This window comes from Burkholderia sp. PAMC 28687, from assembly GCF_001577465.1.
Lineage (GTDB): Bacteria > Pseudomonadota > Gammaproteobacteria > Burkholderiales > Burkholderiaceae > Caballeronia.
Genome location: NZ_CP014505.1, coordinates 741,155 through 753,559, shown reverse-complemented (window position 1 = coordinate 753,559; position 12,405 = coordinate 741,155). Strand labels below are relative to the sequence as shown.

Genomic DNA, 12,405 nt, shown 5'->3' with positions numbered 1-12,405 from the left:
CGATTTGCTACAATCCGACTTCGATTTTCGGCTTACTGACGGCAATGAACACGTCATTGCGTCTCGTCGTTGCTCTAGTCAATAAGTCAACTCCACCCTCAACGGTCGATCGACCCGCAGACTGAAAATGAACATCGAGCAAGCGCGTTTCAACATGATCGAACAGCAGATCCGTCCCTGGGATGTGCTGGACCAGGACGTCCTGAACCTGCTGTCGATCGTCAAGCGTGAAAATTTCGTCCCTGCCGCGTACCGGAACATCGCGTTCGCGGATCTCGAGATTCCGCTGCCGGCCGGCCAGCACATGCTGTTTCCGCGCGTCGAAGCGCGTGTGTTGCAGGAACTGGCTGTGAAAAAGCACGAGATCGTGCTCGAAATCGGCGCGGGCTCGGGCTACATGGCAGCGCTGCTCGGCGCGCGCGGCCGCTCGGTGACGACGGTTGAAATCGAACCCGAACTCGCCAAACTGGCCGAAGACAATCTGGCGGCCAACGGTGTGTCGAATGCGCAAGTTGCAGTCGGCGACGGCGCACGCGGCTGGAACCAGGGCGAGACCTTCGACATCATCTGCGTCTCGGGCGGTTTGCCGGTCATGCCGCAGGAATTCCTCGACCAGTTGAAGATTGGCGGCCGGCTGGCGGCGTTCGTTGGCAGCGCGCCGGTCATGAAGGCGCAGATCATCACGCGCGTGGATGAAAAACAGTTCCGCGTCGCCGATATCTTTGAAACGCTGATCGGGCCGCTCAAGAACGCTGTACAGCCTTCGCGCTTCAAGTTTTAAGTTTTCCCCGGAAATCCGGACTCGTGCGGGGTGAACCGTTCGGGTCCGATACTTCCAAACGGCAAACTCAGACAGCATACCGGTGAGCAAATCCGCTCGCCGTTGCCTGCTGCTTTCAACGGAATCCCATGCAAAATCTGTCCGCACCCGAACTGGCCGAATGGCTCGCCGATTCATCGCGCCCCGCCCCTGTCCTGCTCGACGTTCGCGAACCGTGGGAACTCGAAACGGCCAAGATGGCCAACATCGTCGCCATCTCGATGCGCGACATCCCTGCCCGCAGCGAAGAACTGGACGACGAAGCGCAGATCGTCTGCATCTGCCACCACGGCGCCCGTAGCGCGCAAGTCGGCATGTTCCTGGAATCGCGTGGCTTCACGCAGGTGTACAACTTGTTTGGCGGTATCGATGCCTGGTCAAAGCAAGTCGATCCGGCCATCCCCACGTATTGATTCGACGCTGTATTCAGTCATCACGGAATCTCCATGCGCCCGATGTTTGCGCTGGCGCTGTCCAGCATCAGCGCCGGGTTAGCGTGCTCACCGGCCATGGCCGTGGGCCTCGATCAGCTCTATGACGAAGCGCTCAACACCGACGCGCAGCTTCAGAGCGCGCGGGCAAGCCTCGCGGCCGACAGCGAACAACTGCCGCAAGCGCGCGCAAAGCTGCTGCCGCAATTGTCGGCGTCGGCGAGCGCGAACGAGCAGCGCACGGAGTTTGGCGGCGGGTTGCCGGCATCGAATGGAAACAGCAACGGCTTCGTTGTTTCGCTGACCCAACCGCTCATCAACGTCGCGAACTGGCAGGGCTACCAGCAAGGCCAGATCGCGCTGACCACGGCCCAGGCGCAGTTCGCCGCCGCCCGCCAGGATCTGATCGTCCGGCTGGGACAAGCTTATTTCGATGCACTTTCAGCCCAGGACAGTCTTGCGATCGTGCGTTCGCAAAAGGCATCGATTGCGGAGCAGCTTGAATCGGCCAAGCATTCCTTCGATGCCGGCAGCGCCACCATCACCGATACCAACGAAGCCCAGGCCAAGTACGATCAGGCGATCTCGCAGGAAATTGCGGCACAGAACGATCTCGAAGTGAAACTGGCGTCGCTGGAGCAGATCGTCGGGCATCCGGTGACCCGTGTGGACGGCCTCGCGCGCGGCGTGACACTGCCGCCGCCCGTTCCCGCAGACATGCAGCAGTGGGTCGACGCCGCGCGCGACACCAACTACAACGTGGTGCTCAAGCAACTGGCGACGTCAAATTCGCAGCGCGAGACATTGAAGGCGAAAGCAGGTCATTACCCGTCGCTCGATCTCGTCGCGAGTTATTCCAAAAGCAGCCTGGGCGCGGCGGGCGCGGGCAACTTCGGCGGGAACTTCGGCGGCGGTTTTGGCAGCGGCGCGGGGACGATCGGTCCGGGCATTCCGGCTGCGGCGGCCGAACTCGGCAACTTCGGTGCGTATTACACCAACGCGACGGTCGGCGTTCAACTCACCATTCCCCTTTACGAAGGCGGCGCAACGCAAAGCCGCGTGCGGCAGACGCTCGCGCTCGAAGACAAGGCGCAGGCCGACCTCGATACCGCGCGGCGCTCGGCGGCGTTATCTGCGCGACAGGCGTTTCTGGGGGTATCGAGCGGACTGGCGCAGGTTCGCGCACTCGAAACCGCCGAGCGGTCCGCGCGGACATCGCTTGAATCGAACTTGCTGGGTTATCAGGTGGGCGTGCGGATCAATATCGATGTACTCAACGCCCAGGACCAGCTTTTTTCGGCACGGCGCGATCTTGCGAAAGCGCGCTACGACACGCTGGTCAACTCGCTGAAGCTGAAGGCGTCCACGGCGAGCCTAACGGACAGCGACGTGCTCTCGCTGAACTCGCTGCTCTCCCCCACCGACGACACGGCGCTCACCGCCCTGCCCGTGGTCCCGACCGTGCCGCATCCGCGCACGGCGAATCCGGCAGCCGGCCGGCGCTCCCTGCCGCAATAAGCGATAAAAAAACCGCGAGCCTTCGTACAAAAGGAAGCTCGCGGTTTGTTATAGCAGCCAACAAAACCTCAGACCACGTTCATAGCCAGCGCACTCTCACGATAATGCTGGCTCGCCTTGTCGCTGTCGCCGAGCTGTTCGTGCAGACGCGCCAGGGCCCGATGGGTGCGGATCTTCAGCGGTTCGTTATCGGCGAGTTTCAAAGCCGATTCCAGGAACGCCTGCGCCTTGCCCCACAACTGCTGATGCAGACACAGACGGCCGAGCGTGAACAGCAAATCGGCGTCTTCCGTGCGCTCCTTCTGCCAGGCTTCGGCACGCTGGATCAGCGGCAAGGCATCGCCTGGCGACGCGCAATCCGGATATCGGCGCAGCAAACGCGCGTCCCAATTGTGGTTCAGCGCTTCCTCGACGATCCTGCGCGCGTCGTTGCGGCGATCCAGCGCGATCAACAACTCGGCGGCGAGATCGGCCAGACGCGGCGACTGTCGCTCCACCGGCGACAACGACTGCCAGAATTCAAGCAGCGCATCGGGATTGTGCCGGCGATCGCGCAGCAGGTTTTCAGCCGCAACCTGCCGCAGACGCACCGCGACCGCAGGATGCAGCGCCTCGCGTTTTTCGAGCGTCTTGACGAGCTTCAGCACTTCGCCCCAGTTCTTCAACTGCTGCTGCGCACGCAACGCGATCTGCTGCGCGTGCAAGCGGCGGCCGCCCTGGGCCTGCATTTCGGTCAACGCGACGAGTGCGCCGTCGGCATCGCGACCATCGGCACGCATGTCGGCGGTCGCCATCAGACGGGCGTCCTGCCAGTCGCTGTCCGCCACCTTGGCGAGCCACTCGTCGCGGCGCGCGTACTCGTGCATCTCGTGTGCCGCTTTTGCACCGATCAGGCCGGCGGCACCGGCGTTTTCATCGACGATGAGAGAATCGCGCGCCGATTTTTCCGCCTTCGAGAACCGCCCGGCATACAAGTGGCCGATGGCATCGCGCAACGCCGCGTTCGCCTTCGCCAGCCGCGAGCGCGTCCGGTACGCCGACACGCGCTGCGGCATCTTCCACACGCTGCGGATGGCGCGCAGGACCGCGTACAGCACGATGAACGACACCACCAGCGCCACCACGAACAGGTTCAGCGACACGTCCACGCGATACGGCGGGATTACGAGCAGCACTTGGCCGCCGTCGAACACGCCGACGAGCGCGAGCGCCGCCGCCGCCGCGAACAGGAGCACAAACCAGATGAGTCCACGCATCGTCATCACCCGCCTCGCTTGAACTGGTGGACCGCCGCAAGACTCGCGTTCAGGTCGGGCACGGCGACGGCGGTCGATGCGTCATTGACCTGCTTGACGAGATCTCGCACCGACTTGACCTTGCCCGACGACGGATCGAAGTAGCGGCCGAGCGCCGTATCCGCGGCGTTGAGATCCGACCTGAGTGCCGGTTCACTGCGCGACAACAGCGACAACCGCGCCGACAACAAGCGCAGCTTCACGTTCTCGCGCACGAAGTAGCCTTGGTCGGGGGAAGCGAGCATGGCGTCGGCGTTATCGATACGGCGTACCGACACGAGGCTCGACAACTGCTGCCCGATGCCGCCCGCGATCTGCTGCAGCCAGACCTTCCAGCGCGGCTGGTTCGTCGCGGCGGCGATTGCGGCGCTGTCGCCGGGTGCATCGGCATGTGCGGTCGACGGCACGATTGGCGCTTCGCCGGCGAGCGGCAGGCGATCGATCTGGTCGATGGCGGTGTCGAGCTTGATGGCCAGGCCCGTCAAATCCGTCGATGGCGTGGCGTGCAGCTTGTCCATGTCCTGCGCGATGGCCTTGCGGATGGTCACGATCTGCGGGCCGGTCGTGGCGGCGAGACGCGTGTCGGCGCTTTGCAGCGCGAAGAGCGCGAGCTGGACGTTGCCCGTGAGCTGCAGTTGCTGGCTTGCGCTCGACAGGATCTGCTCGACTTCGGCCAGCGTCCAGTCGTCGCGATTGCTCGCCAGATCCTGATATTGCTGCTGCAGCGCCTGGCTTTGCGCCTGTGCATCTGTGAGCTTGCCCTGGAACTGGATGATCTGCGTGCTGATGGCCGTGACCGAACTCGCCGCCTGGTCGGCTTGCGCGCGCAACGCCGCGGTTTGCGCGTCGCTTGCCTGCAGACGTTGCGCGAGTTGCGCGTCGCGTTGATCGAATTTGCGGTTGAGCATGAAGCCGCCCACGCCCGCCACGATCACGATGATCACGAGCACCAGCCACAGCAGCGCCGTGCCCGCGCCGCCACGCCGCTCTTTCGGCTGCGATTCATACGGCGTGAACGGCGTGTTGGGCGGATTCGAAGGCGGAGCCGACGCCGTGGACCTGGCATCGGATTTTGCGTCGGACTTGGAAGCGGTCTTGCTTGAATCGATCGAATCAGTCATGCGTGATTGAGCCGGTTGGTGAGCCGGCGCGGACGCCGGCCTGGAATCCGTCGGCGCGGACTCCTGGTTGGTTTTTTGACTGGACTGGCCAGGCGGCGTTGCCGCCGGGGCCGTGTATCCATATTCTTGTGCCTCTGCAACCTGCGCGTCCGGTTTCGCCTCCGCTTTCGGGTCCGCTTTCCCGTCCGATAGTGAAGCAGTGCCGAAGAGCGTGCTGAACGCCTGAACAATGCGTTCGTCGCCGGCGCCGGACACCGTAATCCTATCAAAACCCGCCTGCCGCGCGGCTTCGGCAATACGCGGATGCGGCGTGACGAGCGGAACGTGCTTGAGCGTCAGGGTTTCATCGACGGTCAGATATTCGCGGGCCAGCTCTTCGAGGTTGCGCACGCCCTCCGAACTGGTGAGGAGCCACGCGTGCGGTTCGCCCGCCAGCAGTTCGTGGATGCGCTCCCAGTCGCGCATGGACGGCTCCGGCACGATGCGCGTGTAGGCCGCGACCTTCTCCACCTTCGCGCCGGCCTCGGCGAGCGTGTCGGCAAGCCATTCACGGCCGCCATCGCCACGCACGATCAACACACGTTTGTCCCTGAGGCCATCCGCGCCGAAATGCGCCACGATTGCTGCGTGCAGTGCTTCGGAATCGTAGCGGGGATCGGTGGGCGTCTCGGTGATCGTGGCATCGGCGCCGGGACTGATAACCGTATAAGCCGGTGGTGCGATGCCCTGGCGCGCCAAAGCAGCCACGCTGCCGGGACCGACCACGCCAATCGCAACATGCGCTGGCCACGGCGCACTGAGCCCGGCGAACGCGTGCTGGACGGCGTTCGGCGACACGAAGACGACCAGCGCAAAGCCAAGTTCAGCGGGCGCATAAAGCTCGCCGAGCGCGGCCTGCAGCGGTGCGGTATCGGCGACGGGGCCTATATCGATGAGTGGAAACTCCAACGGCTCGAAACCCGCGCGTTCGAGCAGCGCCATGAGTTCGGCCGACTGGCCGGACGGACGCGTGATGACAACCGTGGATGGCCGGGGTGTGGCTTCGGCCGGGGTATGGGTCGAATCGTGAGCGCTCGCCATCAGTCGGCAGGCGTTGCAGCAGGAGGAATGCGCGCACCGCTTGCCGTGCTCAACTCGCGGACGATGTCCATCGCGCCCTGCGCTTCGAGCTCGGCGGAAACGCGCGCGCCGAGATCGAGCGCGGCTTCGACACCGGTGGCATTCGCCGAGCCTTCGGCACGAAGGACGCGCGTACCATCGACCGTCGATACACATCCACGCAAATGCAGCGCGCCGTCGCGCCATTGCGCGTACGCCGCGAGCGGCACTTCGCAACTGCCGCCAAGCGAGCGCGACACCATGCGCTCGGCTTCCACTGCTGCAGCCGTGGCATCGTGATGCAAAGGGGCAAGCCACGCGGCGAGATCGTCACGGCCGGCACGGATCTCGATGCCGAGCGCGCCTTGCCCCGCCGCCGGCAAACTTTCCTCCGGCGACAGATACGCGCGAATCCGCGATTCCAGCCCGAGCCGGATCAGCCCGGCGGCCGCGAGGATGATTGCCGCGTAGTCGCCCCGGTCGAGCTTGCCCAGACGGGTATCGAGATTGCCGCGCAACGGGCGGACTTCGAGATGAGGAAAATGCATGCGCAACATGGCTTCGCGTCGCAAACTCGACGTCCCGACGACGCTGCCGTGAGGCAAATCCGCCAGCGACGCAAAGTGCGGCGAAACGAAGGCATCGCGGGGATCTTCGCGTTCGAGGATCGTGCTCAGGGTAAAGCCGTCGGGCAGTTCCATGGGCACGTCTTTCAGCGAATGCACGGCGAGGTCGGCACGGCCGTCGGCGAGCGCTGCTTCGAGTTCCTTCACGAAGAGTCCCTTGCCGCCGACCTTCGATAAGGTCCGGTCAAGAATCTGATCGCCGCGCGTCGTCATTCCGAGGATTTTGACGTCGCAAGATGGATATAATTTGTGCAGCGCAAACTGCACGTGCTCAGCCTGCCACATGGCAAGACGGCTCTCCCGCGAGGCAATGACCAAAGTACGGGGCGGTGGCGTGGAAGGCGTCTCGGAGTTCATTGCGGGTCAATCGAATGACGGGATGGATAACAAACAATGGTAGCACGCACGCCCAAGCCCAATTACAGTCCTGACCGCGCCGAAGCGCCGCGGAAACGGGCCTGGCGCGCTGCGGCAGGACGGAGACAGCAGGGCACAAAAGCCGCAACATGCGGCACGCGTCATGGTTGAGGCACGCATTCTCTCGCGCTGCCGTGCCTGTCGCCTTGGATTTCCCGAGTCTCAGCCGCAACGCCAGTAACACTGTAAGCAGCTTGGCGGGCAAGCGGACGCCGTTTCTTTCATGCACGGCGCCTGCACGCTTCCATATCGAGTCTGCGGCTTTAAAGTTGGCTAACTGAACGACAAGCAAGAGGAATTCAACGTGACGTCTCCCGGATCGGCGCGCAATGCCCGCCCCCGCCGCAACGCGGTATCGAAGAATGAAGGTTCGTCCGTCAAGGCCATTGCGGCCGATGTAACGGTTGCCGCCAAAGCCTCCAAGGCGCGCGCCACCGCCGTCAAGAAGCCTGCTGTGAAAGAGCCCGCTGCTAAGGCCGCCAGTAAGCCGCCCAAAGCCGCATCGCGTACACGCGACGACAAGGACCTTCCCCTCTTCGAGGACATCCGCTATCTCGGCCGCCTGCTCGGCGACGTCGTGCGTGAACAGGAAGGCGACAAGGTCTTCGATGTCGTCGAAACGATTCGTCAGACCGCGGTCAAGTTTCGTCGTGAGGAAGACAGCGAGGCATCGCAGGCGCTGGACAAGCGCCTGAAATCGCTTTCGCCCGAGCAGACTGTGAGCGTCGTGCGCGCGTTCAGCTATTTCTCGCATCTGGCGAATATCGCCGAGGACCGGCATCACAACCGGCGCCGCAGGATTCATGCGCTCGCCGGCTCGACGCCGCAGGCCGGCACAATGGCTTATGCAATCGAGCGGCTGAAAGCGAGTCCCGATGCTTCATCGGCGCAGGCGACGCTCCAGAAGTTCTTCGATGCCGCCCTGATCGTGCCCGTACTGACCGCGCACCCCACGGAAGTCTCGCGCAAGAGCATTCTGGATGCACAGCACGAAGTCGCGCGGCTGCTGGCCGAACGCGATCAGGACCTGACCACACGCGAACGCGCGCACAACGAGTCGATGCTGCGCGCCCGCGTCACGTCGCTCTGGCAAACGCGGATGTTGCGCGAAGCGCGCCTGACCGTCGCCGATGAAATCGAAAATGCGCTTTCGTATTATCGTGCAACGTTCCTCGAAGAAATTCCTGCGCTTTACGCTGATATAGAAGCCGCGCTCGCCGAGCACGGACTGCCCGCGCGCCTGCCCCCGTTCCTGCAAATGGGAAGCTGGATTGGCGGAGATCGCGACGGCAATCCGAACGTCACCGCGCCCACGCTGGTTCACGCCATCACGCGCCAGGCCACGGTGATTTTCGAACACTACCTGGAGCAGGTGCATAAGCTCGGCGCGGAATTATCGGTGTCGAACTTGCTGGCCGGCGCAAGCGCCGAACTCAAGAAACTCGCCGATAACTCCCCGGATGCGTCGCCGCATCGTACCGATGAGCCTTATCGGCGCGCGCTGATCGGCGTGTACGCAAGGCTCGTCGCGTCCGCCGACGAACGTCTGGGCGCGGGCGTGGTCGCAGCGCGCAGCCGTCATCCGGCGAAGCCGTATGCATCGGCAACTGAGTTTGCCGCCGATCTGAACGTGCTGATCGAATCGCTCGCCGCGCATCACGGCGAGTATCTGTCGGCGCCGCGCTTGTCGCCTTTGGCGCGCGCGGCCGAAGTGTTCGGCTTCCATCTGGCGAGTATCGATTTGCGTCAGAGCTCGGACATTCACGAAGCGGTGATCGCGGAGTTGCTGGCGCACGCAGGCGTGCAGGACGATTACGCCGCGCTGCCCGAAGCCGATAAAGTCGCGTTGCTGCTCAACGAACTGGCCCAGCCGCGGCCGCTGCGCCTGCCGTATTTCGATTACTCGGATCTCGCGAAGAGCGAACTCGGCGTGCTCGAAGCGGCGCGCGTGACGCGTGAGAAATTCGGTACGCGGGCCGTGCGCAACTACATCATTTCGCACACGGAAACGGTCAGCGATTTGCTTGAAGTGATGTTGCTGCAAAAGGAAACCGGCCTGCTGCAGGGGCGTCTCGGACACGCGAAAGATCCCGCGCACGATGGCCTCATGGTGATTCCGCTGTTCGAAACCATCGCCGACTTGCGCAACGCGCCGCACATCATGGGCGACTTTTTCGCGCTGCCGGGCGTGAACAAGCTGGTCGAGCTGCAAGGCGGCGAGCAGGAAGTCATGCTCGGTTATTCCGACAGCAACAAGGACGGCGGTTTTCTTACGTCGAACTGGGAGTTGTATCGCGCGGAACTGGCGCTGGTCGCGTTGTTCAAGCAGCACAAGACAACCTTGCGCCTTTTTCACGGCCGTGGGGGCACGGTCGGTCGCGGAGGCGGTCCGACGTATCAGGCAATCCTGTCGCAGCCGCCAGGGACGGTAGATGGCCAGATACGCACGACCGAGCAAGGCGAAGTGATCGCGAGCAAGTTTGGCAATCCTGAGATCGGGCGGCGCAATCTCGAGCTCGTGGTGGCGGCGACGCTCGAAGCTTCGCTTTTGCCACACGAAAATACGCCGGCGCAGTTGCCCGCGTTCGAAGCAACCATGCAGACCCTGTCGGATTCGGCGATGGCCGCGTATCGTGCGCTGGTTTATGAAACGCCTGGATTCAAGGAGTATTTCTTCGAATCGACGCCGATTTCGGAGATTGCGGAGCTGAACATCGGCAGCCGGCCGGCATCGCGAAAATTGCAGGATCCTAAGCAACGCAAGATCGAGGATCTGCGGGCGATTCCGTGGGGCTTTTCGTGGGGCCAATGCCGTCTGCTTCTGACGGGATGGTATGGCTTCGGCAGCGCGGTCACGAATTTCCTCGATACCGCGTCCGACGCCGCCGAGCGCGCGAGGCGGCTCGCCATGCTCAAGAAGATGCACAAGACCTGGCCGTTCTTCGCGAACCTGCTCTCGAACATGGACATGGTCCTGGCGAAGACGGACATTGCGGTGGCTTCGCGTTACGCGCAACTCGTCACCGATAAAAAACTCCGCAAGCACGTGTTCAGCCGGATCGTGGCGGAATGGGAGCGGACGTCGAGCGTGTTGTCGGAAATCACGGGGCACAGCGAGCGGCTCGCGAACAACCCGCTGCTCGCGCGGTCGATCAAGAACCGCTTCCCGTATCTGGACCCGCTGAATCACTTGCAGGTCGAGTTGCTGAAACGGCACCGCGCGGGGGATGACAACGTGCGGCTAGGACGCGGGATTCACTTGACCATCAACGGGATTGCGGCGGGGTTGCGTAATACGGGTTGATCTTTCGCAGTTGCGTTGAGTAAAGCCGGCGAGGTATCTGCCGGCTTTTTCGTTATTCCGCCTCGACCATCAACGCATCCAGTTCAAACGAACCATCGTCCTGAACCGCGAAATACTGGCGCACTTCGTCGGGCGCGTTCTTCCACAGCGAGCGAATCGCCGTCACGCGTTCCGGCGGCGTACGCATTCTCGCGACCCACGTATCGAATTGAAGCGGCAAGCGCCATCGGCTGCGAATCCCGGACTTGAAGCCCGCCTGTTCAAACAAGGCCAGCCACTCGTCCCCACGATAATCCCGGATATGCGAGCCATCGCGCAGCACTTCGACGGCCTGGATATGGGTATCGAGCAACGGATGGTCCGCGCCCGCGATATCTACGAACACGACGCGCCCGCCCGGCTTCAGCACGCGCCGGACTTCCTTCAGCGCCGCCGGCACATCGTGCCAGTGGTGAGCGCTCATGCGGCTCAGCACGCGGTCGAAGATGGCATCGGCGAAAGGCAGACGTTCGGCGGGACCTTGCTGCGTCGTGATGTTCTCAAGCCCGCGTTCCTGCGCCGCCCCGGCAACCGTCGCCAGCATCTGTTCCGCGATGTCGTACGCCACCACGCTCTTGGCGTGCGGCGCGACCGAAAAACTCACGTGACCCGCCCCGCAACCCAGGTCGAGCACGACCGCATCCGGAACCGCGGCAACTTCGCGCGCCAGTTCCTGCAGATCGGCGCCGGTTGCATGCACGGCACTCGTGAGATAGGCGGCGGCGGTCGAGCCGAATGCATCGGCGACCTGATCGTGGTGTTTCATGGGGCAGCTCCAGGTTTTTGTCAGTATTTTCCCAGCGACAGCAACGCTACAATAAGCGCCGCCCTGTACCGGTACAAGTTGTGCAGTTATTCTGGTATATAAAGTACCCGACCGCGTATCGAATTCATCTCAACGCCCATTCATGACTCTGTCGTCGCCCTCTTCTTCTAACGCACCCAGCGTCGCGCCGCCGCTCGATGCCACGCCCGCGCGCGCGCTCGGCGAGTTCATCCGCGCGCATCGCGAGCGGCTTTCGCCGATGGCCGTCGGCTTGCCACCCGGTCCGCGCCGCCGCACGCCGGGTTTGCGTCGTGAGGAAGTCGCTCAGTTGTGCGGCGTCAGCCCGACCTGGTACACGTGGATCGAGCAAGGCCGGCCGGTTTCCGCTTCCGCCGATGCCCTCGCGCGCATCGCGGTCGCATTGCAGCTCTCGCGGGCCGAGCGCGCATATCTCTTTGAACTCGCCGCCCAGCGCGATCCCGCCGAGCCCGATCCGGCCGCGCAGGATGCGCCGGCGTCGCTGCTGAAATCCGTGGAATTGATCGATGCCCCCGCCTACGTGCTCGACCGGCAATGGAACGCGTTGCGATGGAACGCGCAGGCGGCGGCGTTGTTTGTTGGCTGGCTGGATGGCGAGCGGGATCGGAATCTGCTCTCGTTCACGTTTACCGGGGCCGGAGCACAGAGTCTCATCGTCGATTGGGAAACACGGGCGCGCCGGCTGGTAGCCGAGTTCCGGGCTGACTCGATCCGTCACCTGAACGATGCCCCGACGCGTGCGCTGATCGATTCGCTCAGCAGCGCCAGCGATGCTTTCGCGCGCTTCTGGGCGTCGCAAGACGTCGGTGAACGTGAAGGCGGCACGCGGGAGTTCAATCACCCCACGCGCGGCCGGCTCGTGTTCGACCAGATTACGTTCAAGCCCGCGCACCGGGAAGATTTGAAACTTGTGATGCTGGTGGGAGTTTGA

General features: G+C 63.3%; 9 protein-coding genes. 5 read left to right on the top strand and 4 right to left on the bottom strand.

The genetic code is table 11. From position 1 onward, the window contains the following. The first annotated feature begins 127 nt into the window (after positions 1-127). From AX768_RS03485 to AX768_RS03475, 3 genes are all read left to right on the top strand, one after another. On the top strand, positions 128-781 hold the full coding sequence (locus AX768_RS03485; protein ID WP_061998799.1) for a protein-L-isoaspartate O-methyltransferase family protein: 654 nt from the start codon (positions 128-130) through the stop codon (positions 779-781). Between the two features lie 128 nt (positions 782-909). Beyond that, entirely contained in the window at positions 910-1,233 is a 324-nt protein-coding gene (locus AX768_RS03480; RefSeq protein ID WP_061998798.1) for a rhodanese-like domain-containing protein, read from the top strand. 33 nt (positions 1,234-1,266) lie between these two features. Then, complete coding sequence (locus AX768_RS03475) at positions 1,267-2,769, top strand: TolC family outer membrane protein (RefSeq protein ID WP_061998797.1); 1,503 nt, start codon at positions 1,267-1,269, stop codon at positions 2,767-2,769. Positions 2,770-2,837: 68 nt separating this feature from the next. Here AX768_RS03475 and AX768_RS03470 read toward each other — a convergent pair whose 3' ends face one another. The 3 genes from AX768_RS03470 to hemC are packed head-to-tail and all read right to left on the bottom strand — an operon-like array spanning position 2,838 to position 7,266. Further along, on the bottom strand, positions 2,838-4,031 hold the full coding sequence (locus AX768_RS03470) for a heme biosynthesis protein HemY (RefSeq protein ID WP_061998796.1): 1,194 nt from the start codon (positions 4,029-4,031) through the stop codon (positions 2,838-2,840). Beyond that, positions 4,031-6,265, bottom strand: a complete 2,235-nt coding sequence (gene hemDX / locus AX768_RS03465; RefSeq protein WP_061998795.1) for a fused uroporphyrinogen-III synthase HemD/membrane protein HemX — start codon at positions 6,263-6,265, stop codon at positions 4,031-4,033. The genes AX768_RS03470 and hemDX overlap by 1 nt, the downstream gene beginning before the upstream one ends. After that, positions 6,265-7,266: a hydroxymethylbilane synthase gene (gene hemC, locus AX768_RS03460; RefSeq protein WP_061998794.1), complete on the bottom strand. Its 1,002-nt coding sequence runs from the start codon at positions 7,264-7,266 to the stop codon at positions 6,265-6,267. The genes hemDX and hemC overlap by 1 nt, the downstream gene beginning before the upstream one ends. Before the next feature lie 364 nt (positions 7,267-7,630). On the opposite strand from hemC, the gene ppc reads away from it, so the two are divergent. Further along, positions 7,631-10,630 (top strand): phosphoenolpyruvate carboxylase, encoded by a 3,000-nt coding sequence (ppc, locus tag AX768_RS03455; protein ID WP_061998793.1) that lies wholly within the window; start codon positions 7,631-7,633, stop codon positions 10,628-10,630. A gap of 52 nt (positions 10,631-10,682) precedes the next feature. Here the strand turns inward: ppc and AX768_RS03450 are convergent, their stop codons facing one another. Next, complete coding sequence (locus AX768_RS03450; protein ID WP_061998792.1) at positions 10,683-11,435, bottom strand: class I SAM-dependent methyltransferase; 753 nt, start codon at positions 11,433-11,435, stop codon at positions 10,683-10,685. Positions 11,436-11,577: 142 nt separating this feature from the next. Between AX768_RS03450 and AX768_RS03445 the strand changes: the two genes are divergently transcribed. Beyond that, the gene (locus AX768_RS03445) at positions 11,578-12,405 is read left to right on the top strand and encodes a helix-turn-helix transcriptional regulator (RefSeq protein ID WP_172811919.1); all 828 of its coding nucleotides are present in this window, start codon (positions 11,578-11,580) and stop codon (positions 12,403-12,405) included.

Excerpts from the sequence above, each read along its gene's own strand:
- AX768_RS03485 (WP_061998799.1), top strand. The coding sequence starts at position 128 with ATGAACATCGAGCAAGCGCGTTTCAACATGATCGAACAGCAGATCCGT.
- AX768_RS03480 (WP_061998798.1), top strand. The coding sequence starts at position 910 with ATGCAAAATCTGTCCGCACCCGAACTGGCCGAATGGCTCGCCGATTCA.
- AX768_RS03475 (WP_061998797.1), top strand. The coding sequence starts at position 1,267 with ATGCGCCCGATGTTTGCGCTGGCGCTGTCCAGCATCAGCGCCGGGTTA.
- AX768_RS03470 (WP_061998796.1), bottom strand. The coding sequence starts at position 4,031 with ATGACGATGCGTGGACTCATCTGGTTTGTGCTCCTGTTCGCGGCGGCG.
- hemDX (WP_061998795.1), bottom strand. The coding sequence starts at position 6,265 with ATGGCGAGCGCTCACGATTCGACCCATACCCCGGCCGAAGCCACACCC.
- hemC (WP_061998794.1), bottom strand. The coding sequence starts at position 7,266 with ATGAACTCCGAGACGCCTTCCACGCCACCGCCCCGTACTTTGGTCATT.
- AX768_RS03450 (WP_061998792.1), bottom strand. The coding sequence starts at position 11,435 with ATGAAACACCACGATCAGGTCGCCGATGCATTCGGCTCGACCGCCGCC.
- AX768_RS03445 (WP_172811919.1), top strand. The coding sequence starts at position 11,578 with ATGACTCTGTCGTCGCCCTCTTCTTCTAACGCACCCAGCGTCGCGCCG.